Raw genomic sequence first — 24,021 nt, 5'->3', positions numbered from 1 at the left:
CGTGCCGTAGGACCCGCAGGGCTGTGCGCCGTACGGGCTTTCGCGCGAGGGCGAAACAATAACGGGCCCTCGTCGCCCCGTTCGAGACTCCGGACCATGACGGGCTACCGATCCCTGTTCCGCACCCCGGAGTTCACCCCGCTCTTCCTCGGCACGGCCGCGCAGACCGCCGCCCAGACCGTCGGCGGCCTCGCCCTGGGCACACTGGTCTTCCGGGCGACCGGCTCCCCGCTGCTGTCGGCGGTGAGCATGTTCGGTCACACGCTGGCCCAGGTGCTGGGCGCCACCGTCCTGCTGTCCGGCGCCGACCGGCTGCCCCCGCGTACGGCGCTGTCGGCGATCACCCTCGTCTTCGCGGCCGGCACGGCGGCCCAGGCGCTGCCCGGACTGCCGGTCGGCGCCCTCTTCACCGTCGTCCTGCTGCTGGGCCTGGTCGCCTCGCTCGGCGGCGGGGTCCGCTGGGGCCTGCTGAACGAGATCCTCCCCAAGGACGGTTACGTGATCGGGCGTTCGCTGTTCAACATGGTGAGCGGGCTGGCGCAGGTCGCCGGCTTCGCCACCGGCGGCGCCCTGCTCGCCGTACTCTCCCCGCGCCTCTGCCTGCTTCTGGCGGCGGCCCTGTACCTGACGGCCGCGCTCGTCCAGCGGCTCGGCCTGTCCGCGCGCCCGCCCCGCGCCGCGGGCCGCCCCTCCGCGTCGGCGACCCGGCGTGCGAACGCCGCCCTGTGGTCGTCCCGGCCGCGCCGCCTGACGTACCTGGGCCTGTGGCTGCCGGGCGGCATGGTCGTCGGCTGCGAGTCGCTGTACGTGTCGTACGCCCCGCACGCCGCCGGCACCCTCTTCGCGTGCGGGGCGCTCGGCATGCTCACCGGGGACGTGACGGTCGGCCGGCTGCTCCCCGCCGCCGTCCGCACCCGCCTGGCCACCCCGCTGCTGCTCCTGCTGGCGGCCCCGTTCCTGATCTTCTGCGCGCACCCGCCGGTGCCGGTGGCGGCGGCGTGCGTGACCGTGGCGTCCGCCGGTTTCGGCGCGGGCCTCGTGCAGCAGGAGCAGCTGATGCGGCTGACCCCCGACACCCTGGCCGGCCAGGCGCTGGGACTGCACTCGGCGGGCATGCTGACCCTCCAGGGCGTCGGCGCGGCGGCGGCGGGAACGCTGGCCCAGTTCACCTCGCCCGCGGCGGCGATGACGGCGATGGCGGCGGCCTCGCTCTGCACCACCCTGACCCTGGCCGGGGCCGCCCGGCGCACCGCGGACCGGCAACGGGAAAGCCCGCTCCCCTCGATCCGAAACCCCCTATCGTCTGATCACCGGGTCCCAGGGTCGTCAGGGTCGGCTCCTGGACACGATGCCTGACGGGGAGCGCTGGTGAACGTTCCCGCGGTGGCGAGCTGACGCGCGTGCACGGGCGCCGGCGTCCCTCGCTGCTGTCACCCGAGGACGGCAGCCGGAGCTAGCGCTTCTTGCGAATCTTGCGCTTCTTCTCCTTGGCTTCCTTCTCCTTGCGCTGGGCAACGCCGTACGCGGACCAAGGCCCTTGATGGACGGGGCACCGGGACGTGCCGGTCACCACAGCTCGCCGACACCGACTCCCGGCCTTGGTCGGGGCGCCACACTTTGCCACGTGCTTCTCCCTCCGGTCTCGTCACGCGGTACGTGAAGCTCCAGGAACCGTGGCTCAGCGCTCGCCGGACAGGGAAGGCGCGTGCCGATTTGCCGGGTGCACGCGGGCGCACATGGCCGGCATCAGCTTGGGGAGCTGAGGGGAGGATCTGGTCTCACGGCCAGGCAGCGGTGCTTTCGCGCGTCCTGGTGCTACGCGCCGAGTGAGTCGATCAAGTGATCGTCGAGGTCGGCGAACCAGTCCTCACGCCGCCACGGGCGCAGGTGGCTTCGGGCGCGGCGCAGCCGGATGGAGGCGACACGACCGCCGGTTGACGAAGCGGCCTCAATACAGCCGTGCAGCAACTCGGCCGCCGACGCGGGCTCGTCCAGGCGAATACGGGCGAGGGCCTGATCTGTCGCGACGATCGCCCGCTGCACCTGCTCGCGTGGTGCCTGCAATGCCTCGACGGACCGCGCGAAGTAGTCGTGCGCCTCGGCGGGGTCGCCGACGTACAGCGAGGTGACGCCCTCGAACCCGCGCAGGTGTCCGGCCGAGAACAACGCCGTCGCCGGGTCGCCGTCGCGGTCACTGTCCATGTCGTACCAGGCGAGTGCGAGCGCCGCCCGCGCGTGTCGCTCGGCACCCGCGCGCGCCGCGATCTCCGCCTGCAGGGCGTGTGCTCGCGCTCGGACCGTCACGCTCTCACCCGCGCGGGCGTCGCGCACTGCGGCGTCGACGAGCCGCCGCGCCGCCTCGATACCCGGCGTTGAGTACAAGGTGACCAGGGCGTGACTCATGTGGACGACGGCACGCCGCCACGATGAGCCGGTGCCGCCGGCCGCGGCGGTCGCCTCGGCGTACAGTGCCCGCGCCGAGGCGTCGTCGCGCGTCTCGAAGGCCACCCGGCCAGCGAGCGTGAGAGCCTGCGCGGCGATCGCCCGCAACCCCGGCAGCAGTGGCTCGGGCACCCCCGCGTCGAGCAGCCGACGGCACGCCTCGACGACCGGCGCGAGCAAGAGCTGCACCCGCACGAACGGCACACTGCCGACTTGCCCGTTCACGTTGCCGACGGCCGTGCGCAAACCGGCGAGCAGCCCCGCGTCGAACCGCGACGGGTCGGTGAGGGCCGACGACAGTGCGAGTCGCGTCGACGGGCCGAGCAGAGCGAGCAGCCCGCCGCCGTCATCGGTCGCGATGCGCACGAGCAGCGCGCGCAGCTCGCCGAGGCGGCGCTCGCTCTCGCCGAGGTGCGCGAGGGCGTCCAGCAGCTCCCCGAAGTCGGATCCGGCGCCGAGCGAGGTCTGCCCGTCGGCGCCGTGGGCGTACAGGTGCGCGAGCAGCAGTTGATACCGCTCCCCGGGCAGGACGGGCGCCTTGTTGGATTCCCACCGTGCGACTGACCGCTGCACACTCGCGACGCCGGCGTCCAGTGGCTGCCCCAGCTCGGAAGCCTTGGCGACAAGTGCTCGGGCGAGGCCAGAGAGGGACCAGCCGCGGGCGAGCCGTAACCGCTTGAGTGCGGCGGCGCCGACGAGGCTGTCGTGCGCGCTCATGCCCTCATGATGCACGCTGTGCCGCTCATACGGGCACGATCAGTCGTGGTTTCCCCTGTGAGGCCGCGTAGTCGATCGTCTGCCACGTACCCGAGGCGCCCGCGGGCCCTTCGAGCGGGAACCCGAGCACCATCTGCGCCCGGTCGACCATGTACCTGTTCCGAGCGTGATACGCGGGGGTGCGCAGTTCGGCGGCGCCGAGTTCGACAACCTCGGCGACTCGGTCGCGGCACCGGTCGACCGCCTGCCGCGCCTCGGCCGGCTGCTGTCCGACCGTGCCGGGCACGACGATCGTGATCCGGCTCCGCGAATGCGCGGCAAGCCACAGCAGGGTGAGGCTGTCGATCCCCTTCGCGCCACCGATGTAGAAGTGCGCGCCGTCGGCCGCCCATGGCGCGAGGTAGGTCAGAAACAGGTCGCTGAACCAGGTGAGTTCCCGGTGCCCGGTTTCCCGCGTGCCGGTGATCACCGCAGCTAGAGGCATTGATCAACTCCGTGTCATAAGGTGTCAGCTCCCCTGGCCGCGCGCCCTGCGATGAGATCGGGGCCATGGATGTGATGACCTCCTCGGCCATTTTGGTCGACCAGCCCACCGCGCGCGGGCCGGCCGTGCCGAACCGGGACGACGGCACCGTAAGCGTGACGGGCCCGCTGCAACCCCGCGCCAGTGCGGCACTCAAGGCGCCCGGTGGCCGATACCTCGCTGATTGCGGCTACAAGATCGGCGATCACGGAGACGAACCGGCCACCGTCGTCCGGGTCGCTTATCCGCTTGGGCTGCCCTGCGTGAGCATCCCCGAGCAATCGTGGTGATGGCGATGGAAGGCAGGCATCTGCCGCAGGTCCGCGTACTGCCCCGGCAGTTGTGCTCCTCGCCCGCCGCGCGGCATTTCGTGGTCGGCGTCCTCACGGACTGGGGCCTGACCAGCGTTCTGGACGATGCCGCGCTGGTCGTGACCGAGCTGGTGACCAACGCGGTCCGGCACACCCGGACGCCGACCGTCCGGATCGTCGTGCGCCGGATGCCGCCGGACGCCGTACGGCTCATCGTCATCGACAAGAGCCCTGAACTCTGGGCCGTTCTCCAGTCCGCGAGCCCTCTCGACAGCGGCGGGCGCGGCCTGGCGCTGGTGGATGCCGTCACCAAGGGATGGGGCTGCACCCGCTGGCCCTGGGAGAAGCGCGTGTGGGCCGACCTGGAAGCTCCCACGGAGGACCGGGTATGACCGCCACTTCGACCAGGACACTGTCCCGCATCCCCGCCGACCTTCGCCCGCTGCTCTCCCTGCCATCCCTGGACGGCCTGCCCGATGCCAAGGCGCGCGGGGCCGAGTGCGCCTGGTGTGGGAAGCGGCTGTCGGTCGCGACCGCCGTGGACCTCGGTGAGCGCCCGGGTCCGGGCGGCATCACCCTGTTCCCTCGGGGCTGTCACCCGTGCACCCTGCGGGCAGCGGTCCGGGCCTACCTCACCCACCCCGGCCCCTGCCGGCAGTGCGTCTACGACCTGAAGCCCTGCCCGGTCATGCAGGCGCTGCGGACCCTGGTCCTGGAGCTGCCCCGATGACCGTGCAGATTCCAGAGGTGCTCTACGACGTGCACGAGTGCGTCTCCTGGTACGAGGTCCCCCGGCGATTGCCCGCGCCGGCCGTGGCCGGCGAGGCATGCGTCTGGTGCACCAGCCCTCGGGACGCCACCACCGTGGAACTGGCCCCCTCAGCGACCCGTCCCCGCCTGGCCTGCCCGCGCTGCTACACGGCCCGGCTCGCCTGGTACCTCACCTGGGCGGACTGGCACACACACTTCACGGCCTGCACCGCCTGCCAACAGTCCCGGACCTGCTACGCCGGCCACGGACACCGCCTCCTGCACGAGCGGACCGCACAGGCCATCGGCAAGACACCCGAGTGCCTCGCCTGCCCCGCCCCGCTGCTGCCGACACAACCGGTCGCACCCCTGCGCTGGGAGGGCACCACCCGCTTCAACGCCGGGTACGCGCACCTCCGGTGCCTGACCGCAAAGGCGCCGGAGCCGCCGTCGTTCGTGGACCTAGGCTGCCTCGGGCCGCGCCGCGCGTAGGCCCGGGGCGGGCTCCTGTGCGTCGAGTGGAAAGGTCTCGTCTTCCCCGAAGTCGGGGGCCTGGAAGAGGTTGGTCGTCGCCGGAGGCGGCGATGCCGCAGCGGAGCGACGGGGTTGCCCTTCCAGGGCGGAGAACAGCGACGTCAGATCGATGAGAGGACTCTCTTTCGTGACAGGCCCCCGAAAGGGCCTGGTGTGCCGTGACCGGGCACAGCGGTCCTACAGTCTGGTCATCTTGCCGTACGGGCTCAAGATCCGCATTTGCGCCGAGCCGAAATCCACGAGCGCCGCGATTCCGTCCTCGATGCCGATGACTCGACCGAGGCCGTACATGTCGTGTGTGACCTGGTCGCCCACGGCGAAGTGCTTGGGAGCCGGTGTGACCGGAGCCTTGAAGGGACTGGTAGGCAGATGGCGCTTCGGCGCGGCAGGCTTTGTCATGACTCAGTATGAGCCTACGTGTGTCCCGGTTCGCTGTGGCCATCGGCACAGATCGGGACGGGAACGACCGCTGCATGCCACTGACCTGTGATTTCGAGATCTGGCGAGGTCGAAACTTCACCGTAGGCCCCCAATCACTGACCAGCGACCGATGCTGATCCGCAGGGCGCGGTATACGGGAGATCGACTTCCCGTCAGCTCACGCGAACGGCCCCGGACGAGGAGTCCGAGGCCGAGTGGGAGCCTCCCTGACCTGGGAGGAAAGCCCCAGGTCAGAGTGGTGACGCGTTGTGCCCCCGGCAGGATTCGAACCTGCGACACCCGCTTTAGGAGAGCGGTGCTCTATCCCCTGAGCTACGAAGGCCGGGATCTGTCGGGACGTGGTGCGGTGTGTCGCCGACAAGGGTGGTGGCCTACTGGTGGGTGCGGGCCGCCGCCGACAGTGTAGCGGGTGGGGGTGCCCGGGTGGTGCCGGTGGGCGTCAGGCCGGCAGGGGCGGGTAGTCCGTGTAGCCGGTGGCGTCGCCGCCGTAGAAGGTGGACGGGTCGGCGGGGGTGAAGGGGCCGCCCGTCGCGAGGCGCTGGGGGAGGTCGGGGTTGGCGACGAAGAGCCGGCCGAAGGAGATCAGGTCGGCGGTGCCGTCCTCGATCAGGGGCAGTTCCCCGGGGCCGGTGGGGCGCGTTCCGGTCTGCGGGTTGAGGATGAGGGCGCCCGGGAAGAGGCGGCGCAGCGCGAGCGTCAGTTCGCGGTCCCCGGCCTCCATGACGTGGAGGTAGGCCAGGCCGAGCGGGGCGATGTGCCGCACGAGTGCCTCGTAGGTGGGGCGCGGGTCCGGTTCGGCTATGTCGTTGAGCGACGAGCCGGGGGACACGCGCAGGCCGGTGCGGTGCGCGCCGATCGCGGTGGCCACCGCGGAGACCACCTCGACGGCGAAGCGGACGCGGCCCTCGGTGGAGCCGCCCCACTCGTCGGTGCGCCGGTTGCTGTTGGGGGCCAGGAACTGCTGGATCAGGTAGCCGTTGGCGCCGTGCAGCTCCACGCCGTCGAAGCCGGCGTCGACCGCGTTGCGGGCCGCCGCCACATGGTCGGCGATGGTCTGCGCGATCTCGTCCCCGGTCAGTTCCCGCGGCGTGACGAAGTCCTTCGGTCCGTCCGGGGTGAAGCACTGGCCCTGCGCCGCGACGGGCGAGGGGCCGACCGGCACCAGGCCGTCCGGAAGCAGTACCGGGTGGCCGATCCGGCCCGTGTGCATCAGCTGCGCGAAGATCTTCCCGCCCTTGGCGTGCACGGCGTCGGTGACCTTGCGCCAGGCCGCCACCTGCTCGGCGCTGTGCAGGCCCGGGGTGAAGGGGTAGCCCTGGCCGACGACGGAGGGCTGCGTGCCCTCGGTGATGATCAGGCCCGCGGAGGCGCGCTGGGCGTAGTACTCCGCGGTCAGTTCCGAGACCAGGCCGCCGTAGGCGCGGCTGCGGGTCATGGGGGCCATCACGATGCGGTTGGCGAGCTGGTGGGTTCCGCCGATGACGACGGGCTCGAACGCGGTGGGCACGGGTAACTCCTCAAGCGATTGCTCGGATTAATTACTTGGCTGGCCAATTGTTTTGCCGTGAGTCACTGTAGCGCATGTGTTTGGTTGGCCAACATAATGAGGTGTACGTATTCCCCCAGGAGGTCTCCGCCCATGCCGCGCACCCCGTCGAGCAGCCCCGACGACACCACCCCCCGCCCCGTCGACGCGGGCGGCGAGATCAGCCACACGATCTCCCGCGTCGCCCGCGCCCACCGGGCCACCGCCGGTCAACTGCTGCGCCGGCTGGGCCTGTACCCGGGGCAGGAGCTGCTGTTGATGCGGCTGTGGGAGTCCGGACCGCAGCGCCAGTCGGTCCTCATCAAGGAGCTGGACCTCGACCCGTCCACGGTCACCCGCATGGTGCAGCGCCTGGAGCAGGCCGGGTTCGTCAGCCGCGGCACCGACCCCGACGACCGCCGGGCCGTCCTCGTCGCGACCACGGAGGCCGGCGAGGCGCTGCGTCAGGGTGTCGGGCGGGTGTGGCAGGAGTTGGAGGAACGCACGCTGGCGGGGCTCGGCGAAGGCGAGCGGGAGGACCTGGCGCGGCTCCTCGCCGCCCTGGAGCGCAACCTCGCCACCGGCTGACGGCGGGGCCGCCCTGTCGCCGGCTGACGGCAGGACCGCCCTGTCGCCCGGCGAGGCAGGGCCGCCCCGTCACCGCCCCCGGGTCCGCCGTCGGTGGCCGCCCCGGCTCAGGACAGGGGCACGTGGGTGAAGCGGGACGCCGTGTGGAGGTCCCGTTGGATGGCGTCGGCCGTCGCGCGGAGTGCCGGGAGGAGGTGTCGGACGCAGTCCTCCAGGGTGCGGCGGGCCGTGTGCGTGGCCACGTTCACGGCGGCGACCGCGCGGCCCGACCGGTCCCGTACCGGTACGGCGACCGACCGCAGGCCGGACTCCAGTTCCTCGTCGGCCAGGGCGTACCCCTGGGCCCTGATCCCGGCCAGTTCCGGGGACAGGGGGCCGTCGGCGTCCGCCAGGAGGACCCGGCCCAGCGAGGTCGCGGCGGCGGGCAGCCGCGCGCCCACCGGTATGCGCACGGTCAGGACCCGGCCCGTGCCCGCGCCCGCCGTGTACTGGACCTCCGTGCCGTCGGGCGTCAGCACCGCCAGTGCCGCCGCCTCGCCCACCCGGTCCGCCAGCGCCCGCAGCAGCGGTTGCGCCAGGCGGGGGAGCGAGGTGCGGGACAGCGGCGGGAAGCCGAGGTCCAGGACGCGCGGGGTGAGCGTGAAGGCGCGTTCGTCGTGCGCGGCGGCGGCCACCAGGCCCAGGTGCTCGTGGGTGAGCAGCGCCCGGCGGGCGGTCGCCCGGGACAGGCCGGTAGCCCGGGCCACGTCCGCCAGGGACAGCGCCGGGCGGCCCTCGCCGAAGGCCGTCAGCACCGTCAGCCCCCGGGCCAGCGACTCCACGAAGTCCCGGCCCAGTTCCTGCTTGGACGCCGTCGTCCAGGTCGCGAGGCCGGCGGGCGCGGGTCCCGGCGCGGGCGGGGGCGCGGTCCGCAGGTCGGCCTCCATCGCCTCCACCGCCCTACGCAGCCGGGGCAGCAGGGTGGCGGGCAGCTCGCGAGCCGGGTGCCGGCTGGTGTGGCTGACCACGCTCGCCACGCAGGCCAGGCGGCCGGTGCGGGGGTCGTGCACCGGGGCGGACACCGCGACCAGGCCCGGCTCGATCAGCTGGTCGTCCAGCGCCCAGCCGTCCCGGCGGGCCGCCCGCACCCGGTCCGCGAAGGCCGCCTCGACGGCATCGACGGCATCGACGGCATCGACGGCACCGGCGGCATCGGCGGTGTACGCGCCGGCGGCATCGGCGGTGTCCGCCGCGACGGCAGCGGTCTCGGCACGGGCCGGGGCGAGGGAGCGTTCCGGGCGCGGGGGCACGGCCGGGAACGTGGTGTCCTGCGGATCCCCGGCGCGGCGCGCCCGCCACCGGCTCCAGTCCCGCTCCGTCCACTCCGTGGCGAACAGCGCGCCCGGAGCGGTGCGTTCGGCCGGCAGCAGGTCGCCGATGCGGAAGCTGACGGACAGCGCGCGGCGGCGGGTGGCCTGGTGGATGAAGCGGATGCCGTCGCGGTCGGGGACCGCCAGCGACACCGACTCGTCCAGTGCGTCGGCGAGGGCGTCGGCGCGCTCACCGAGCAGCGCGGGCAGGCGCAGGGCGGCGAGGTAGGCGTTGCCCAGCTCCATCACGCCCGGGGTGAGGACGACGTCCCGGCCGTCGAGGCGTACGTAGCCCATGCGGGCCAGGGTCGCGGTGATCCGGTCCACCGTGGAGCGGGCGAGACCGGTGGCCCGTTCCAGCGCGCTCGGGCTCAGCGTGCCGCCCGCCTCGGCCAGCCGGCGCAGCACCGCGACGCCGCGCACCAACGGCCCGACCGCCTCCGCCGGCACTCCGGCCCCGTCCCCGGCGCGGGTGTCGGCATCCACTGCGGTCATCGCGGGCATCGTCTCTTTCGGTACGGCATCGGGGCACGCCTACGGTAACCCTGTAGGGGACGGGCCACCCTTCCCCTACGGACCTACGGACCTACGGACCTACGGACCTACGGACCCGGGGCCGCGCGGCGACCAGCGGTCCCGCGGGCATCCCCGCCATCCCGTCATCCTGCAACCCCGCCATCCCCGTCACCCCCGCCATCCCCGCCCTCGTGCCCTCCCCCTCAGGACTCGTCCGCCACCCGCACCACCCCTCCGCCCCGGCTCACCCGGATCCGGTAGTTGCCGTCCGCGTCCGTCGACAGCACCCGCACGTCGATCCCGTGCCGTGGGTCCTTGAAGGTCTCGCCGGCGGCGAACGGGGCGTCGGAGAGTTCCGCGTGGACGTTGGGGCTGCGGGTGCAGCCGCCGCTGCCCCGGTGGCTGTCGAAGACGGTGACCGGGCCGCGCCCGGTGTCGACCGCCGCGTCGATCTTGTAGACGAGGACGCCGGGACGGCACACCGCCTCGTCGTTGCCGCCCTGCGCGCGCACCTCCAGCGCGTAGGCGGTGCGTGCGGTGACCGGTATGAGGACCAGCTTGCCGCCGCCCTGCTGGTACAGCGGGGAGAGGGTGAACTCGACGCTGCCGGGGCCCGCCGCGCAGCCGACCTGGCCGCCGTCCAGCCAGCCCAGCTTCCACTTGTGCCAGCCGAGCAGGTCGTTGTTGGCCCCCCAGTCCTCGCTCATGATGTCCCAGTGCCCGACCGCGCCCCCGCCGTCCTGCGTGTACAGGTCGGGCAGGCCGAAGGTGTGGCCGTTCTCGTGCGGCAGCACCCGGTAGCCGGTGCGGTCGTAGGTGCCCGAACCGTCGTCCTGGCGGGAGTAGACGAAGGAGGCGTTGGAGACGCGCACGCCGTCGGCGACCGGGGCGTCGTCGTTGCCGGCGAAGGTCACGGACAGCACGGTGTCCAGCGCGGACGGCCCGGCGTTCGGGGTGACGAGCACGTTCAGCAGGTCGTACGCGCGGAAGTCCACCGTCGGGTCGGCGGCGGCCACGAGGTCCTGCACCAGGCTGCGGTAGCCGGGGTCGAAGGGAGCGCCGCGCTCTATGCCGTACTCCCGGAACGGCTTCGGCATGCGCAGCCAGCCGGTGACGGGGGTCTCGGGGCGGTAGTCGAGACGGCCGTACGAGGAGGTGTGGAACCAGTCCTGGGTGCGCGGGAAGAACTCGTGGAAGCGGTCCATCGCGGCGCCCTCGCCGGGCGCGTCGGGGAAGTCGACCATCAGGGTCAGGGCGTGGACCGTGCCCGTGGAGCGGGAGTAGCCGGCCGGGGTGGGCAGACCCTCGGTCATCTGCACGTCCAGACCGCTGCGGATCATGCAGGGGAGCAGTGCGGAGGAGCGGGCCAGGCCCGTGGGCCCGCCGGTGGTGGGCGCCGTCAGGTGTCCGGTCCCGGCCGAGGTGCCGACCGCGAGGGTCAGCGCGGTCACCACGGTCAGGGCGGCCACCCGGCGCGGGCGTATGCGGTGGCGGGGCTGCGGCTGCATGCAGGGACCTTTCGCGCCACGGCAGCCGCTGGTCACCGGCTGCACCCTTGCGCTCACCCTGGGGCGGCGGTGCGGTGGGCGCGCGCTGGAGGAGACCGATGGTGGGAAACGGAGTCGGCGGACGGGTGAAACCCGACGGACGGCGATTGTGTCTCAGGTCACAGCGTTTCTTCGGGAAGCCGGAAATAACCGGGGACGCTCTCCCCGTTTAGCCCTGTGTCCGAGCGAAACGGGGAGCCAGTCCCCGGATCGCCCCCTCGACCCGAGGAGTACGCCGTGCCCGCCGCCACCGCCCCCGCCGAGCGCAAGGTGACCCGGCCGCGCGCCGACGCCCTGCGCAACCGGGAGCGGATCGTCGCCGCCGCCCGGGAGATGATCGTCGAGCACGGCCCCGAGGTGCCGATCGACGAGATCGCCCGCCGGGCCGGCGTCGGCAACGCCACGGTGTACCGCAACTTCCCCGACCGGGACGCCCTCGTCCGCGAGGTCGTCTGCTCCGTCATGGACCGCACGGCCCGCGCGGCCGAGCTGGCCCTCGCGGAGACCGGGGACGCCTTCACCGCCCTGGAGCACTTCGTGCACGCCGCCGCCGACGAGCGGATCGGTGCGCTGTGCCCCATGGTGTCCAGCACGTTCGACCGGCACCACCCCGACCTGGAGGCCTCCCGTGAGCGCGTCGAGCGGCTCATCGAGGAGGTCATGGGCCGGGCCAAGGCGGCCGGGCAGCTCCGGCCGGACGTCGGCGTGGGTGATCTGACCGTAGCCATGGGCCAGTTGAGCCGGCCCCCGGCCGGTACGGACTGCCCGAGCGGCGACCGCTTCGTCCACCGCCTGCTGCAGTTGTTCCTCGACGGCCTGCGGGCGCCCGCCCGCTCCGCCCTGCCGGGTGAGGCCATCAGCATCAGGGAGCTGCGCGCCTCCTGACCGATCAGTTCAGCTCCCGCGCCCAGTCCACCGACAGTACGGCGGTTCGTACGGCCGATCCCTTCCTGTTCACCGTTCCGCCTTACTCCGTTTTCTCGTCATTTTTCACCACGCAGTCCGTCACCGAGCCCTGAGTTCCCAAGCTCCGAAGTCCCGAAGTGGGTATCCCCATGTCCGAAACAGCCCGCAAGGCTGCCGGCGTCGCCGTCCCGCACGGTGACGAGAACCGCTGGAAGGCGCTCGTCTTCATCGCGCTCGCCCAGCTGATGGTCGTCCTCGACGCCACCATCGTGAACATCGCCCTGCCCGCCGCCCAGGAGGACCTGGGCATATCCGACGGCAACAAGCAGTGGGTGATCACGGCCTACGCGCTCGCCTTCGGCGGTCTGCTGCTGTTCGGCGGCCGGGTCGCCGACCTGTGGGGCCGCAAGCGCACCTTCGTGCTCGGCCTCGCCGGCTTCGCCGCCGCGTCCGCGCTCGGCGGTGCCGCCACCACCGGCACCCTGATGTTCGGCGCCCGCGCCCTCCAGGGTGTCTTCGGCGCGCTGCTCGCGCCGGCCGCGCTGTCCCTGCTCGCCGTCATGTTCACGGACGCCAGGGAGCGCGCCAAGGCGTTCGGCATCTACGGCGCCATCGCGGGCGGCGGCGGTGCCGTCGGCCTGATCCTCGGCGGCTTCCTCACCGAGTACCTGAACTGGCGCTGGACCTTCTTCGTGAACGTCCCGTTCGCCGTGGTCGCCGCGGCCGGCGCCTACTTCGTCATCCGCGAGCCGGAGGGCGGCCGCAACCGCAACCCGCTCGACATCCCGGGCGTCCTGCTCTCCACCCTCGGCCTGGTCGCGCTGGTCTACGGCTTCACGCGCGCCGAGTCCGACGGCTGGGGCGACACGGTGACCGTGTCGATGTTCGTCGCGTCCGTCGTGCTGCTGCTCGCGTTCGTGGTGGTCGAGGCCAAGGTCAAGGCCCCGCTGCTGCCGCTGCGTGTGGTGACCGACCGCAACCGCGGCGGCATCTACCTCTCGCTGGGCCTCGCGATCATCGGCATGTTCGGCCTGTTCCTCTTCCTGACCTACTACCTGCAGATCGTGAAGGGCTACTCGCCGGTCAAGACCGGTTTCGCCTTCCTGCCGATGGTGGTCGGCATGATCACCGGCTCCACCCAGATCGGCACCCGGCTGATGACCCGGCTGCCGGCCCGGCTGCTGATGGGTCCCGGCTTCCTGGTCGCGGGCGTCGGCATGCTGCTGCTGACCCAGCTGGAGATCGACTCCTCGTACCCGGCGCTGCTGCTGCCCGCCATGCTGCTGCTCGGCCTCGGCATGGGTACGGCGTTCATGCCGGCGATGTCGCTGGCCACCCAGGGTGTCGAGCCCCGGGACGCCGGTGTCGCCTCCGCGATGGTCAACACCTCGCAGCAGGTGGGCGGCGCGATCGGCACCGCCCTGCTGAACACCATCGCCTCCTCGGCGACCACCTCGTACGTCAAGGACCACATCGCCGGTGCCACCGGCAAGCCGCAGCAGCAGCTGGTCGGCCTCCAGGGCATGGTGCACGGCTACAGCGCCGCGATCTGGGTCGCCGTCGGCATCCTGGCGCTCGCCTCGCTGATCGCCTTCACCTTCGTCAACGCCGGCCGTCCGGACACCGCCACCGTGACGACCGGTGACGGCGTCGAGGACGAGGTGCCGGTGCCGGTGGTGGCCCACTGACGGGCCGGACGGTGAGCCACCGCGTGGGCGTGGCGGACTAGCGGAGCCAGGGCAGGTCCGCACCCGCTTCCTTGGGCTGGAGGCCCTCGGCGACGATCTCCATGATCTCGCCGAGGGCCTTCTGCTGTTCCGGGTTCAGCCGGTCGAAGAGGGCCTGCCGTACGGCGTCCACATGGCCGGGCGCGGTGCGCCGCAGCACCTCGAAGCCCGCGTCGGTGAGCACGGCGAACTGGCCGCGCTTGTCGGCGGGGCAGTCCTCCCGGCGGACCCAGCCGTTCTTCTCCAGCCGGGCGACGGCGTGCGAGAGCCGGGACCGGGTGATCTTCGCCTGCATCGCCAGCTGGGTCATCCGCAGCCGGCGGCGCGGGGCCTCGGCGAGGCCCACGAGCAGGCCGTAGTAGACGTGAGGCATACCCGCGTCGCGCTGGAGCTGCCGGTCGAGGTGGTCCTCCAGCAGGGTGGTGGCGTGCAGATAGGCGCGCCAGACGTGCTGTTCCTCGTCGGTCAGCCAGCGGGGCCGTACGGCGGGGTCCGGTGCCTTGTTCATATGTCCAGTCTACGAGGCGACTTCTTGAAACTTGAATCACTCTTGGTAGAGTTCCACTAGAAAGTTGAGAATTAAAGCGCCTGTCAGAGCACCGGGAGCCGCCGCGATGTCCGCCACCACCCAGGAGCGCATGCCCGCCCTGTACCTCAGCCACGGCGCCCCGCCGCTCGCCGACGACCCGGTCTGGCCCGGCCAGCTGGCCGCCTGGTCCGCCGCCCTGCCCCGCCCCCGGGCGATCCTCATGGTCTCCGCCCACTGGGAGGAGGCCCCGCTCGCCCTCGGCGCCGTCGACACCGTCCCGCTCGTCTACGACTTCTGGGGCTTCCCCGAGCACTACTACCGGGTCCGCTACGCCGCTCCCGGCGCCCCCGCGCTCGCCGACTCCGTCCGCAAGCTGCTGCGCGCCCCCGGGCTCCCCGTACAGGACTTCCCCGACCGGGGTCTCGACCACGGCGCCTACGTCCCGCTCGTCGAGATGTACCCGGACGCCGACATCCCCGTCCTGCAGATCTCCCTGCCCACCCTCGACCCGGTCCGTCTGATGGACCTCGGCCGCAGGCTCGCCCCGCTGCGCGACGAGGGCGTGCTGATCGTCGGCTCCGGCTTCTTCACCCACAACCTGGCCGCCCTGCGGCACACCGGGCCGGGCGTGCCGAGCTGGTCGGCCGAGTTCGACGACTGGGGGCGGCGCGCCCTGGAGGCCCGCGACTGGGACGCCCTGCTCGACTTCGCCGACAAGGCCCCGGCCGGCCGCTACGCCCACCCGCGCACCGAGCACTTCGCCCCGCTCTTCGTCACCCTGGGTGCGGCGGAGGCCGGCGGCGGGACGGACGCGCAGAAGTCCGTGATCGACGGGTTCTGGATGGGAATGGCGAAGCGGTCCGTGCAGTTCGGATAGGAGGCGCCGTCAGAGCGCCTTCTCGTACCACGCCACGTCCCAGTAGCGGTCGAACTTGCGGCCGACCTCGTGGAACGTGCCGACGTGCCGGAAGCCGAAGCGGGCGTGCAGCCGCTCGGACGCCTCGTTCGGGCGGGCGATCCCGGCGTAGGCGCGGTGGACGTCCTCCTCGGCCAGGGCCGTGAACAGGGCGTCGTAGAGCAGCGTGCCGATGCCGCGCCGGCCGGCGTCCGGGGCCACGTACACCGAGGTCTCCACGGACGTCCCGTACGCGGGCTTCGGCCGGTGCGGGCCGGAGGTGGCGTATCCCAGGACGCGCCGCGTGTCCGCCCCGGTGGCAACCATCAGCCGGTGCGGGCCGTCTTCCGGGTGGGAGAGCAGCCACGGACGGCGCTCCTCGGGAGTGAAGACGGCGGTGTCGAAGGTGATGGCCGTCTCACGGACGTAGTGGTTGTAGATCGCCGTGAGGGCGCCGAGGTCTGCCTCGATCCCCGGTCTGACCTGCACCTCGGCCCGCTCCGACGGCATCTCGCCTCCCCGTGTGGCGGACAGGGTACTGCATGATCAGAAAATTCGCGGGGCGGGTTGGGAATTCTGTCCGGATTCCAGTCGTTGTTTCCCTCGGATGCAGGGCACTCGGAGAGAGTGCCGGAGACAGTCCCCTTCGGTGCCCGCGCGTTCACCAGGACCACCCGCCAGCCCACCATCGCAAGGGAGCACGCATGGCAACCCGTGCCGTCGCCCGTCGTCAGTCCGCCACCGGCGAGACGGCCGACTCGGCAAGCAGTGTTCGCGCTCATGGCGGCGAGATCGCAGACCGCGACCTGGTCGGCATGTACCTCGACGAGATAGCGCGCACACCGCTTCTGGACGCCGCAAAGGAAGTCGAGCTGTCCCAGACCATCGAGGCGGGTGTGTTCGCGCAGCAGGTACTCGACGGCGAGGAGGAGACCCGGTCGGACGCCAGCCGCGAGGAGCTCCAGGCGCTGGTCGAGGCCGGTGAGCGCGCCAAGGACGTCTTCATCCGCTCCAACCTCCGCCTGGTCGTCGCGGTGGCCCGGCGCTACCCGCGCAGCGGCCTGCCCCTGCTGGACCTGATCCAGGAGGGCAACGCCGGCCTGGTGCGCGCCGTGGAGAAGTTCGACTACCGCAAGGGCTTCAAGTTCTCGACGTACGCCACCTGGTGGATCCGGCAGGCCATCACCCGCTCCATCGCCGACCAGTCCCGCACGATCCGGCTCCCCGTCCACCTGGTGGAGGAGCTGGGCCGCATCCGCCGCGTCCAGCGCGAGTTCAACCGCGAGCACGGCCGCGACCCGGAGCCCGCGGAGGTCGCCGCGGAGCTGGGCTCGACGCCGGAGCGCGTCACCGACGTCCTGGACTGGGCCCGCGACCCGGTCTCGCTGAACATGTCGGTGGACGACCAGGGCGAGACCCAGTTCGGCGACCTGCTGGAGGACACCTCGGCGGTCTCCCCGGAGCAGTCGGTCCTCACCCTGCTGCGCAGCGAGGAGCTGGACGACCTGATCGGCCGCCTGGACCAGCGCACGGCCTCCATCATCAAGATGCGCTACGGCATCGAGGACGGCCGCGAGCGCACCCTGACCGAGGTCGGCAAGGAGCACGGCCTCACCCGGGAGCGGATCCGGCAGATCGAGAAGCACGCCCTGCTGGAGCTGAAGAAGCTGGCCCGCGACACCGGCTTCGACGCGGCGGCGTGACGTACGGCGCACCGCGCGGCGCGGTGCGCACGCCGGGGGCGCGGGTGGCGAAAGACGGCGCAAACATGGCGCGGTCCCATCGCTTCAACCGCCGCGCCCCAGGGAACAACCCTTCCGGGCCCGAAAGGGCCCGGGGCCGGCACTCCCCACCACCCCCACACCGCACCACCCGGCAGGCCACCCAGCCGGCCGGCCCGCGCGAACCACGTCCCGACGCGATCCCCCCCCGGCGCCGGGACCTTCCCAGCCGGGCTCCGGCGCCTACCCCCCCAGGCGCCGGAGCCCGGCCTCGTCGTGCGCGGGGGAGCTTCGAAGGGGCGGGAGGAGGCGCGGACGCGCGCGAAAGCTGGAACGGCGGCCCACCCCGTACCTGAACCCCGGGGTGGACCGCCGGATGGCAGATTCTGCCACACGGGCATAGCCTGCCGGGCATGAGCACCACCCCCAGCGCCGCCCACCAGCCGTTTTCCGCCTCCGCGCCGGTGTCCCTCACCGAACGCCGAAAGGCCGAGACACGGATGGAGATCGCCCGGGCGGCGGCGGCCCTCTTCGTCCGGCAGGGCCTGCGGGCGACCCGCGCCGAGGACATCGCCCAGGCCGCGGGCATCGCCCCGCGCACGTTCTACCGCTACTTCGCCACCAAGGAAGAGGCGGTCGCCCCGCTTTACGCCGCCGGCGCCCAGCGCTGGATCGAGGCGGTCCGCACGGCCCCGGCCGACCTGCCCGTCCCGCAGGCACTGGAACACGCCGTCCGCCACACCCTCACCCCCGGCCTCGGCGTGTCGGCCGCGTCCTGGGAGTGGCTGCGCACCCTGGTCCGCTTGGCCGACACCAGCCCCGCCCTGCGCAAGGTCTGGGCGGAGGTGTGCCAGGCGTCGGAGGGCGCGCTGGCGGAGATCCTCGCGGCCCGGGCGGGCGGCGGCCGGCCGGCACCGGAGCCCCGCGAGACCCCGGGTCCGGCGCGTCCCGGCCCGCACCTGCGGTTCGCGGCGGCCGTGGCGGGGGCCGCCGTACGGGTCGCCGTGGAGTCCTGGGCCGCCACGACCGCCCGCTCCACCGGCCCCGAGGGCCCCGCGTCCCTGGCCGTGCGCAACCTGCGCGCCCTACGGGACTTCGCATGGGGCGACGCCGCAGGAGCCTGAGGCCCCCGACGGGTCCGCCGCGCCTGCGGGTCGGAGGTCACCTGCGGGTCGGAGGTCTTCTGCGGGTCGGAGGTCTTCTGCGGGTCCGAGGTCCCTTACGGGCTTGAGGTCACCTACGAGCCCGAGGCCCCCTTACGGGTCCGAGGCCCCCTTACGGGTCCGAGGCCCCTTAGAGGTTGAGGTCCCTTACGGGCCTGAGGTCCCCTACGGGCCCGAGGTCCCCTACGGGCCCGAGGTGCCCGCCCCCTCCTCCGTGCCGGGGCCCGCGGCTCGGCTCAGGCGGTCTCCCAGGCGCCGTGCGCACTCCACCAGTTCCGCGGGTCCGCGAACCGTGAAATCCGTGCCCGCCATCGCCAGCCGTACCGCCAGCCACTCCACGGGGTCGCCCGTGGTGCCCCGCAGGACGCAGCCGCCCGCGCCGTCGTCCTCGGGTTCGCCGAGCCAGGCCGGGATCCGCGTGGCGAGACGGTCCGCCGGCGCGGCGAAGCGGACCTCGAAGGCGTACGTCTCCTGCCGCCGGTGGATGGACTGCCGCAGGTACTCGGCGGCGCTGCCCGTCGGCAGCTCGCGCGGCGCGAACCGGACGCCGGTCGCGAACGGCTCGCTGACCCGGTCGACCCGGAACGTCCGCCAGTCCGCCCGGTCGACGTCGTAGGCGACGAGGTACCAGCGCCGTCCCGTCGACACCAGCCGGTGCGGCTCGGTCAGCCGGCGCGAAGCGCTGCCGTCCTTGTCGCGGTAGGCGAACCGCAGCCGTTCGTGCCCCGCCACCGTCGACGCCATCACGGTCAGCGTCTCCGGCGCGATGCTCGGCCCGTCGCCGTGGGTCAGCGGGGTCGTCGCGGCCTGGAGGGTGGAGACCCGGTGCCGCAACCGGGACGGCAGCACCTGCTCCAGCTTGGCCAGGGCCCGCACGGACGCCTCGTCCACCCCCTCGACGGCGTGCCCGGCACCGGCCCGCAGCCCCACCGCGATGGCCACGGCCTCCTCGTCGTCCAGCACCAGCGGCGGCATCGCCTTGCCCGCGACCAGCCGGTACCCGCCGTCCGCGCCCCGCGTGGCCTGCACCGGATACCCCAGCTCGCGCAGCCGGTCGACGTCCCGCCGCACGGTCCGCCGGGACACCCGCAGCCGGTCGGCCAGCTCGCCCCCGGGCCACTCGCGAGGCGTCTGGAGCAAGGACAGCAACTGAAGCAGCCGGGCCGGCGTGTCGGTCGTCATGGAAACGAGGATGCCGTGGATATAGGCCACGACCTGACCTATCGCCGACCTACGTTCTCCTCATGACCTCGACTCCGACGGCGCTTCCCGCTCCTCCCGACCGATCCCGCTGGCTGGCCCTGGCCATCGTCATGACCGCGGCCTTCATGGACCTCGTGGACGTGACGATCGTCAACATCGCCATCCCGTCCATCCAGCGCAGCGAACACGCCTCGGTCGGCCAGATCCAGTGGATAACCGCCGGCTACGCCCTCGCCTTCGCCGCCGGCCTGATCACCGGCGGCCGGCTCGGCGACATCCACGGCCGCAAGCGGCTGTTCCTCCTCGGCATCGGCGGCTTCACCGTCGCCTCCGCCCTGTGCGGCTTCGCGGTCAACCCGGAGATGCTCGTCGCCTCCCGCTTCCTCCAGGGCGGCATGGCCGCGCTGATGGTGCCGCAGGTGCTGTCGATCGTGCACGCCACCTTCCCCGCCCACGAACGCGGCAAGGTCTTCGGCCTGTTCGGCGCGATCGTCGGCCTCGGAGCGGTCTCCGGCCCGCTGCTCGGCGCGCTGCTGACGGAAGGAAACCTGTTCGGCCTCGAATGGCGGCCCATCTTCCTCATCAACCTGCCCGTCGGCGTCCTCGCCTGGCTGCTGGGCCGCCGGTTCATCACCGAGTCCCGCGCCCCCAAGGCGCTGAAGCTGGACCTCGTCGGGGTCGCCCTGGTCACGCTGGGCCTGCTGATGCTGCTGTACCCGCTGATCCGCGGGCGCGAGCTGGGCTGGCCGCTGTGGGGGTACGGCTCGATGGCCGGCGCCCTCGTCGTCTTCGCGGGGCTGGTGGCGTACGAGCGGCGCAAGGCGGCGCGGGACGGGTCCCCGCTGGTCGAGCTGTCGCTGTTCCGGGTGAAGAGCTTCGCCGCCGGTATCGCCGTGCAGACCGTGTTCGGGATCGCGCTCGGCATCTTCTTCCTGGTCTGGACGCTGTACATGCAGCTGGGCCTGGGCTGGAGCCCGCTTCGGGCCGGACTGACCGGGGTGCCGTTCTCGCTCGCGGTGTCCACGGCGGCCGGGCTGTCGGTGCAGCAGCTGGTCCCGCGGTTCGGCCGCAAGGTGCTCCAGGCCGGCGCGCTGGTGATGGGCGCGGGTGTCCTGCTCTACCTGTGGGAGGCCGGCCACTACGGCCTCGCCATCGCCTCCTGGCAGATGGCCCTGCCGCTGGTCGTGATGGGTCTCGGCATGGGGCTGATCGTGGCCCCGCTGACCGACGCGGTGCTCTCCGAGGTGCCGCGCGAGCACGCCGGTTCCGCGTCCGGGCTGATCAACACCGTGCAGCAGATGGGCAACGCGCTGGGGCTCGGGCTGGTGTCGGTCGTCTTCTTCGGGCGGATCGGCGACCGGCTGGCCGCGGACCGGATCGGGCCGGCCTTCGTGGACGCCTTCCAGCACGCGCTGTGGTACGTCGCCGGGATCATGGGCGCGATCTTCCTGCTGATGTCCGCCCTGCCGAAGCGCCCGGCCCAGCACGTGGAGGGCGCGGCGCAGGAGACGCCGGCGGGTGAACCGGAGCCCGAGCCGCAGCTCGTGCACTGACCCGGTACGACGACGCGGGGCCCGGCACCGTCCAGGTGCCGGGCCCCGCGTCGTGTGGCCCTCCGGACCGGGCCGGGGAACCCGGCCGGAAGTCCGTTCATGCCCGGGTGAGGTCTGGATCTGTTTACTTTCCGGGAATCCGGACGTAGCCTCCCCGTGAAACCACACGTTCGGGCACGAGGTTGGAGGCGAACGGACATGTACGCACCGGAGCGGCAGCAGGAGATCCTCCGGCTCGCCCGGGACGGCGGCCGGGTCGACGTGCTGTCGCTGGCCGAGGAGTTCCAGGTCACCGCGGAGACGATCCGCCGCGACCTGAAGGCCCTCGACCGCGCCGGACTCGTCCGCCGGGTGCACGGCGGTGCCATCCCGGTCGGCCGCCTCGACTTCGAGCCGGACCTCGCCGAGCGCGAGTCCACCGCCGCCGGCCAGAAGGACCGCATCGCCAAGGCGGCCCTCGCCGAACTCCCGGCCGAGGGCACGGTGATCCTCGACGCCGGCACGACGGTGGCCCGCCTCGCCGCGGCGATCCCGCTGGAGGCGTCCCTCACCGTCGTCACGCACAGCCTGCCCATCGCCGCCCGGCTGGCCGACCACCCGGGCATCCAGCTCCACCTGGTCGGGGGCCGGGTACGGCACCGTACGCGCGCCGCCGTGGACGCCTGGGCGCTGCGCGCGTACGGCGAGATCCGCGCCGACGTGGCGTTCGTCGCCGCCAACGGCTTCTCCGCCGAGCACGGCCTGACCACCCCGGACCTCGCCGAGGCCGCGGTCAAGCGGGCCGCGGTCGGCGCCGCCCGGCGGGTGGTGCTGCTGGCCGACTCCGGCAAGCACGGCAAGGAGCACTTCGCCCGCTTCGGCGGCCTGGGCGATGTGGACCTGCTGATCACCGACAGCGGGCTGAGCCCGGACGACGCCGCCGGCTTCGAGCGCGGCGGCACGGAAGTGGTGCGCGCATGATCCTCACCGTCACCCCCAACCCGTCCCTGGACCGCACCTACGAGGTCCCCGCCCTGGAGCGCGGCGAGGTCATCCGCGCCGACGGCGAGCGCGTGGACCCCGGCGGCAAGGGCGTGAACGTCTCCCGGGCGGTCGCCGCCGCCGGCCGGCGCACGGTCGCCGTCCTGCCCCTGGGCGGCGCGCCGGGCGCGCTCGTCGCCGAGCTGCTGGACGCGCAGGGCATCGAGGTCGCGCCGGTCCCGGTCGCCGGCGCCACCCGCTCCAACATCGCGCTCGCCGAAGCCGACGGCGTGCTCACGAAGATCAACGCCCCGGGCCCGGAACTGTCGGCGGCCGAACAGGAACTCCTCCTGGACACCGTGCGGTCGCACTCCCGCGCCGCCGACTGGATCGCGTGCTGCGGCAGCCTGCCCCGGGGGCTCGCGCCCTCCTGGTACGCCGACCTCGTCACGCGGGCGCACGCCGCCGGCGCCCGGATCGCGCTGGACGCCTCCGGGCGCGCCCTGCTGGAGGCGCTGCGCGCGCGGCCCGACGTGGTGAAGCCCAACGCCGAGGAGCTGGCGGAGGCCGTCGGCCGGCCCCTGGCGACCGTGGGCGACGCGTTCAAGGCGGCCGAGGAGGTGCGCGCGATGGGCGCGCGCGCCGTCCTGGCGAGCCTGGGCGCCGACGGACAGCTCCTGGTGGCGGACGGCGGTGCCTGGTTCGGCGGCGCGCGGGTGCCCGCCGTCCGCAGCAACGTCGGTGCCGGGGACGCCTCCCTGGCCGGCTTCCTCATCGCCGGCGGCACCGGCCCCGAGGCGCTCGCTTCCGCCGTCGCCCATGGCGCCGCCGCCGTCCGGCTCCCCGGCAGCGTGATGCCGACGCCCGCCGACCTGGATCCGGCCGCGGTGACCGTCACGGCGGACGTCCCGCACGACCGCGCACTGACGGAGCCGGTCTCGTGACCCCGCACGACCGCGCACCGGCGGAGCCCGGCGCATGACCCCGCTCGCCCGGCACGGCATCCGCCCGGACTTTCGCCGGCCGGGCGGCCAGGCCGGCCCCGGCCCCCGTACCGCCCCGCCCCCTCACCGCACCCCCGTCCCCCCTCCCGCCCACCCCAGCCCCCGGGCGGCCCGCGCGCGAAGGAGCCCGCGATGAGCGACATGATCAGCGCGGACCTGGTCGACCTCGACCTGTCCGCCGACACCAAGGAGGCGGCGGCCCGCGCCCTCGCCGAGCGCATGGCGGCCCGGGGCCGGGTGACCGACCTGGAGGGCTTCCTCGCCGACGTGGCCGCGCGCGAGGCCCAGATGCCGACCGGGCTCGACGGCGGCATCGGCATCCCGCACTGCCGCAGCGCCCATGTCACCGAGCCGACCCTCGCGTTCGGCCGCAGCGCCGCCGGCATCGACTTCGGCGCCCCGGACGGCCCGGCCGACCTGATCTTCCTGATCGCCGCACCGGCCGGCGCCGACGACGCCCACCTCACGATCCTCTCCTCCCTCGCCCGCCGCCTGATGGACCCCGGCTTCACGGCCGCGCTGCGGGCCCTGGGCGACGCGGAGACGGCGGCGGCCCTGATCCGCGGCGACGCGACGCCGACAGAGACGGAGACGGGGGCGGGGGCGGGGACGGAGACGTGGGCGGGGGAGCGGAACGCCGTCACCGGCGCCCCTGGGGTCACCGCTGGCGCCCCCGTGGCCACCGCGGGCGCCCCCGAAGGAACCCGGGGGCGCTCCGGAGACGCCCCGAGCGCGCCCGAAGAGAGCCCGAGCGCCCCGGAAGCGGCCCCGGGCGGTCCCGAGGGCGGCCGGAGGCTGCCCGGAGCCGCCTCGCACGGCCCCGAGGGCGCCGCGCGCGCCCCCGAAGGCCCTGCGGGCGCCCCCGAGGAAGCCCCGGCCATCGCCGGAGGCGGCCGGAGCCGCCCCGACGGCCCCACGAGTCCCCTCGGAAGCCCCCCGGGCGCCCCTGAAGACACCGCTGCGGTTCCGGCGGCGGCCTCCGCCGGAGCCGCAGCGGGGGGGGGGGGGGGGGGGGGGGAGGGGGGGGGGGGAGGGGGGGGGGCCCCCTCTCCCCCCCCCCCCCCCCCCCAACCGAACCCCCTCGTCGTCGCCGTCCACTCCCTCCCCCCCCCGACCA

The 24,021-nt window shown here is 73.3% G+C and carries 24 protein-coding genes and 1 tRNA gene; 15 read left to right on the top strand and 10 right to left on the bottom strand.

Going from position 1 to position 24,021, the window contains the following annotated elements; all coding sequences use genetic code 11:
- Positions 1 to 96 precede the first annotated feature (96 nt).
- Positions 97 to 1,356 carry an MFS transporter gene (locus ACZ63H_RS09665; RefSeq protein ID WP_469863265.1) on the top strand — a complete coding sequence of 420 codons (1,260 nt, stop codon included), beginning with the start codon at positions 97 to 99 and terminating at the stop codon, positions 1,354 to 1,356.
- A 459-nt stretch (positions 1,357 to 1,815) separates the two neighbouring features.
- Here the strand turns inward: ACZ63H_RS09665 and ACZ63H_RS09660 are convergent, their stop codons facing one another.
- Positions 1,816 to 3,159, bottom strand: a complete 1,344-nt coding sequence (locus ACZ63H_RS09660) for a hypothetical protein (RefSeq protein WP_469863264.1) — start codon at positions 3,157 to 3,159, stop codon at positions 1,816 to 1,818.
- 25 nt (positions 3,160 to 3,184) lie between these two features.
- Positions 3,185 to 3,628, bottom strand: coding sequence for a hypothetical protein (locus ACZ63H_RS09655; RefSeq protein ID WP_469863263.1), 444 nt, complete (start codon positions 3,626 to 3,628; stop codon positions 3,185 to 3,187).
- Positions 3,629 to 3,708: 80 nt separating this feature from the next.
- On the opposite strand from ACZ63H_RS09655, the gene ACZ63H_RS09650 reads away from it, so the two are divergent.
- Genes ACZ63H_RS09650 through ACZ63H_RS09635 form a run of 4 tightly spaced genes read left to right on the top strand, consistent with a single transcriptional unit; the run spans position 3,709 to position 5,235 of the window.
- Positions 3,709 to 3,972 carry a hypothetical protein gene (locus ACZ63H_RS09650; RefSeq protein WP_469863262.1) on the top strand — a complete coding sequence of 88 codons (264 nt, stop codon included), beginning with the start codon at positions 3,709 to 3,711 and terminating at the stop codon, positions 3,970 to 3,972.
- A gap of 5 nt (positions 3,973 to 3,977) precedes the next feature.
- Positions 3,978 to 4,385 (top strand): ATP-binding protein, encoded by a 408-nt coding sequence (locus ACZ63H_RS09645; RefSeq protein ID WP_469863261.1) that lies wholly within the window; start codon positions 3,978 to 3,980, stop codon positions 4,383 to 4,385.
- Positions 4,382 to 4,723, top strand: coding sequence for a hypothetical protein (locus ACZ63H_RS09640; protein ID WP_469863260.1), 342 nt, complete (start codon positions 4,382 to 4,384; stop codon positions 4,721 to 4,723). The genes ACZ63H_RS09645 and ACZ63H_RS09640 overlap by 4 nt, the downstream gene beginning before the upstream one ends.
- Positions 4,720 to 5,235, top strand: coding sequence for a hypothetical protein (locus ACZ63H_RS09635; protein WP_469863259.1), 516 nt, complete (start codon positions 4,720 to 4,722; stop codon positions 5,233 to 5,235). The genes ACZ63H_RS09640 and ACZ63H_RS09635 overlap by 4 nt, the downstream gene beginning before the upstream one ends.
- 219 nt (positions 5,236 to 5,454) lie before the next feature.
- On the opposite strand, the gene ACZ63H_RS09630 is transcribed toward ACZ63H_RS09635, so the two are convergent.
- From ACZ63H_RS09630 to ACZ63H_RS09620, 3 genes are all read right to left on the bottom strand, one after another.
- Positions 5,455 to 5,676 carry a hypothetical protein gene (locus ACZ63H_RS09630; RefSeq protein ID WP_030615846.1) on the bottom strand — a complete coding sequence of 74 codons (222 nt, stop codon included), beginning with the start codon at positions 5,674 to 5,676 and terminating at the stop codon, positions 5,455 to 5,457.
- 291 nt (positions 5,677 to 5,967) lie between these two features.
- A tRNA-Arg gene (locus ACZ63H_RS09625) sits at positions 5,968 to 6,040 on the bottom strand.
- 117 nt (positions 6,041 to 6,157) lie between these two features.
- Positions 6,158 to 7,225 (bottom strand): alkene reductase, encoded by a 1,068-nt coding sequence (locus ACZ63H_RS09620; RefSeq protein ID WP_469863258.1) that lies wholly within the window; start codon positions 7,223 to 7,225, stop codon positions 6,158 to 6,160.
- Between the two features lie 132 nt (positions 7,226 to 7,357).
- Between ACZ63H_RS09620 and ACZ63H_RS09615 the strand changes: the two genes are divergently transcribed.
- The gene (locus ACZ63H_RS09615) at positions 7,358 to 7,831 is read left to right on the top strand and encodes a MarR family winged helix-turn-helix transcriptional regulator (protein ID WP_469863257.1); all 474 of its coding nucleotides are present in this window, start codon (positions 7,358 to 7,360) and stop codon (positions 7,829 to 7,831) included.
- Between the two features lie 107 nt (positions 7,832 to 7,938).
- Here ACZ63H_RS09615 and ACZ63H_RS09610 read toward each other — a convergent pair whose 3' ends face one another.
- Positions 7,939 to 9,684, bottom strand: coding sequence for an IclR family transcriptional regulator domain-containing protein (locus ACZ63H_RS09610; RefSeq protein ID WP_469863256.1), 1,746 nt, complete (start codon positions 9,682 to 9,684; stop codon positions 7,939 to 7,941).
- Positions 9,685 to 9,899: 215 nt separating this feature from the next.
- Entirely contained in the window at positions 9,900 to 11,204 is a 1,305-nt protein-coding gene (locus ACZ63H_RS09605) for a M6 family metalloprotease domain-containing protein (protein WP_469863255.1), read from the bottom strand.
- Positions 11,205 to 11,480: 276 nt separating this feature from the next.
- On the opposite strand from ACZ63H_RS09605, the gene ACZ63H_RS09600 reads away from it, so the two are divergent.
- Both ACZ63H_RS09600 and ACZ63H_RS09595 read left to right on the top strand, forming a co-directional pair.
- Positions 11,481 to 12,128 carry a TetR/AcrR family transcriptional regulator gene (locus ACZ63H_RS09600; RefSeq protein ID WP_469863254.1) on the top strand — a complete coding sequence of 216 codons (648 nt, stop codon included), beginning with the start codon at positions 11,481 to 11,483 and terminating at the stop codon, positions 12,126 to 12,128.
- Positions 12,129 to 12,298: 170 nt separating this feature from the next.
- Positions 12,299 to 13,837: an MFS transporter gene (locus ACZ63H_RS09595; RefSeq protein ID WP_469863253.1), complete on the top strand. Its 1,539-nt coding sequence runs from the start codon at positions 12,299 to 12,301 to the stop codon at positions 13,835 to 13,837.
- Positions 13,838 to 13,874: 37 nt separating this feature from the next.
- Here ACZ63H_RS09595 and ACZ63H_RS09590 read toward each other — a convergent pair whose 3' ends face one another.
- Positions 13,875 to 14,384: a MarR family winged helix-turn-helix transcriptional regulator gene (locus ACZ63H_RS09590; RefSeq protein ID WP_469863252.1), complete on the bottom strand. Its 510-nt coding sequence runs from the start codon at positions 14,382 to 14,384 to the stop codon at positions 13,875 to 13,877.
- Between the two features lie 106 nt (positions 14,385 to 14,490).
- Here ACZ63H_RS09590 and ACZ63H_RS09585 point away from each other — a divergent pair, with 106 nt between their 5' ends.
- Complete coding sequence (locus ACZ63H_RS09585) at positions 14,491 to 15,282, top strand: dioxygenase family protein (RefSeq protein ID WP_469863251.1); 792 nt, start codon at positions 14,491 to 14,493, stop codon at positions 15,280 to 15,282.
- Positions 15,283 to 15,291: 9 nt separating this feature from the next.
- Here the strand turns inward: ACZ63H_RS09585 and ACZ63H_RS09580 are convergent, their stop codons facing one another.
- Positions 15,292 to 15,810 carry a GNAT family N-acetyltransferase gene (locus tag ACZ63H_RS09580; RefSeq protein WP_469863250.1) on the bottom strand — a complete coding sequence of 173 codons (519 nt, stop codon included), beginning with the start codon at positions 15,808 to 15,810 and terminating at the stop codon, positions 15,292 to 15,294.
- Between the two features lie 194 nt (positions 15,811 to 16,004).
- Here ACZ63H_RS09580 and ACZ63H_RS09575 point away from each other — a divergent pair, with 194 nt between their 5' ends.
- Together ACZ63H_RS09575 and ACZ63H_RS09570 are read left to right on the top strand one after the other, a co-directional pair.
- Positions 16,005 to 17,003, top strand: coding sequence for a sigma-70 family RNA polymerase sigma factor (locus ACZ63H_RS09575; protein ID WP_469863249.1), 999 nt, complete (start codon positions 16,005 to 16,007; stop codon positions 17,001 to 17,003).
- Positions 17,004 to 17,434: 431 nt separating this feature from the next.
- Positions 17,435 to 18,145, top strand: coding sequence for a TetR/AcrR family transcriptional regulator (locus tag ACZ63H_RS09570; protein ID WP_469863248.1), 711 nt, complete (start codon positions 17,435 to 17,437; stop codon positions 18,143 to 18,145).
- Between the two features lie 222 nt (positions 18,146 to 18,367).
- Here the strand turns inward: ACZ63H_RS09570 and ACZ63H_RS09565 are convergent, their stop codons facing one another.
- Entirely contained in the window at positions 18,368 to 19,366 is a 999-nt protein-coding gene (locus ACZ63H_RS09565) for a helix-turn-helix transcriptional regulator (RefSeq protein WP_469863247.1), read from the bottom strand.
- Between the two features lie 62 nt (positions 19,367 to 19,428).
- Between ACZ63H_RS09565 and ACZ63H_RS09560 the strand changes: the two genes are divergently transcribed.
- From ACZ63H_RS09560 to ACZ63H_RS09545, 4 genes are all read left to right on the top strand, one after another.
- A complete protein-coding gene (locus ACZ63H_RS09560; RefSeq protein ID WP_469863246.1) occupies positions 19,429 to 20,940 on the top strand; it encodes an MFS transporter in 1,512 nt (503 codons plus the stop codon).
- 198 nt (positions 20,941 to 21,138) lie between these two features.
- Complete coding sequence (locus ACZ63H_RS09555) at positions 21,139 to 21,900, top strand: DeoR/GlpR family DNA-binding transcription regulator (protein WP_469863245.1); 762 nt, start codon at positions 21,139 to 21,141, stop codon at positions 21,898 to 21,900.
- Positions 21,897 to 22,844 (top strand): 1-phosphofructokinase, encoded by a 948-nt coding sequence (gene pfkB / locus ACZ63H_RS09550; RefSeq protein WP_469863244.1) that lies wholly within the window; start codon positions 21,897 to 21,899, stop codon positions 22,842 to 22,844. Before ACZ63H_RS09555 ends, pfkB begins: the two co-directional genes overlap by 4 nt.
- 192 nt (positions 22,845 to 23,036) lie before the next feature.
- Positions 23,037 to 24,021 (top strand): PTS sugar transporter subunit IIA (locus ACZ63H_RS09545; RefSeq protein WP_469863243.1); only part of this gene is annotated, 985 nt, incomplete at its 3' end.

The sequence above is a fragment of the Streptomyces sp. NPDC104831 genome (genome assembly GCF_055583025.1).
Note: the sequence above shows the minus strand (reverse complement) of the source record. Positions and strands in the feature narration are given on the sequence as shown.

Coding starts and splice junctions, on each gene's coding strand:
- ACZ63H_RS09645 (WP_469863261.1), top strand. CDS start 3,978: ATGGAAGGCAGGCATCTGCCGCAGGTCCGCGTACTGCCCCGGCAGTTG.
- ACZ63H_RS09660 (WP_469863264.1), bottom strand. CDS start 3,159: ATGAGCGCGCACGACAGCCTCGTCGGCGCCGCCGCACTCAAGCGGTTA.
- ACZ63H_RS09650 (WP_469863262.1), top strand. CDS start 3,709: ATGGATGTGATGACCTCCTCGGCCATTTTGGTCGACCAGCCCACCGCG.
- ACZ63H_RS09665 (WP_469863265.1), top strand. CDS start 97: ATGACGGGCTACCGATCCCTGTTCCGCACCCCGGAGTTCACCCCGCTC.
- ACZ63H_RS09635 (WP_469863259.1), top strand. CDS start 4,720: ATGACCGTGCAGATTCCAGAGGTGCTCTACGACGTGCACGAGTGCGTC.
- ACZ63H_RS09565 (WP_469863247.1), bottom strand. CDS start 19,366: ATGACGACCGACACGCCGGCCCGGCTGCTTCAGTTGCTGTCCTTGCTC.
- ACZ63H_RS09640 (WP_469863260.1), top strand. CDS start 4,382: ATGACCGCCACTTCGACCAGGACACTGTCCCGCATCCCCGCCGACCTT.
- ACZ63H_RS09615 (WP_469863257.1), top strand. CDS start 7,358: ATGCCGCGCACCCCGTCGAGCAGCCCCGACGACACCACCCCCCGCCCC.
- ACZ63H_RS09610 (WP_469863256.1), bottom strand. CDS start 9,684: ATGCCCGCGATGACCGCAGTGGATGCCGACACCCGCGCCGGGGACGGG.
- pfkB (WP_469863244.1), top strand. CDS start 21,897: ATGATCCTCACCGTCACCCCCAACCCGTCCCTGGACCGCACCTACGAG.
- ACZ63H_RS09630 (WP_030615846.1), bottom strand. CDS start 5,676: ATGACAAAGCCTGCCGCGCCGAAGCGCCATCTGCCTACCAGTCCCTTC.
- ACZ63H_RS09555 (WP_469863245.1), top strand. CDS start 21,139: ATGTACGCACCGGAGCGGCAGCAGGAGATCCTCCGGCTCGCCCGGGAC.
- ACZ63H_RS09590 (WP_469863252.1), bottom strand. CDS start 14,384: ATGAACAAGGCACCGGACCCCGCCGTACGGCCCCGCTGGCTGACCGAC.
- ACZ63H_RS09585 (WP_469863251.1), top strand. CDS start 14,491: ATGTCCGCCACCACCCAGGAGCGCATGCCCGCCCTGTACCTCAGCCAC.
- ACZ63H_RS09580 (WP_469863250.1), bottom strand. CDS start 15,810: ATGCCGTCGGAGCGGGCCGAGGTGCAGGTCAGACCGGGGATCGAGGCA.
- ACZ63H_RS09575 (WP_469863249.1), top strand. CDS start 16,005: ATGGCAACCCGTGCCGTCGCCCGTCGTCAGTCCGCCACCGGCGAGACG.
- ACZ63H_RS09595 (WP_469863253.1), top strand. CDS start 12,299: ATGTCCGAAACAGCCCGCAAGGCTGCCGGCGTCGCCGTCCCGCACGGT.
- ACZ63H_RS09560 (WP_469863246.1), top strand. CDS start 19,429: ATGACCTCGACTCCGACGGCGCTTCCCGCTCCTCCCGACCGATCCCGC.
- ACZ63H_RS09605 (WP_469863255.1), bottom strand. CDS start 11,204: ATGCAGCCGCAGCCCCGCCACCGCATACGCCCGCGCCGGGTGGCCGCC.
- ACZ63H_RS09570 (WP_469863248.1), top strand. CDS start 17,435: ATGAGCACCACCCCCAGCGCCGCCCACCAGCCGTTTTCCGCCTCCGCG.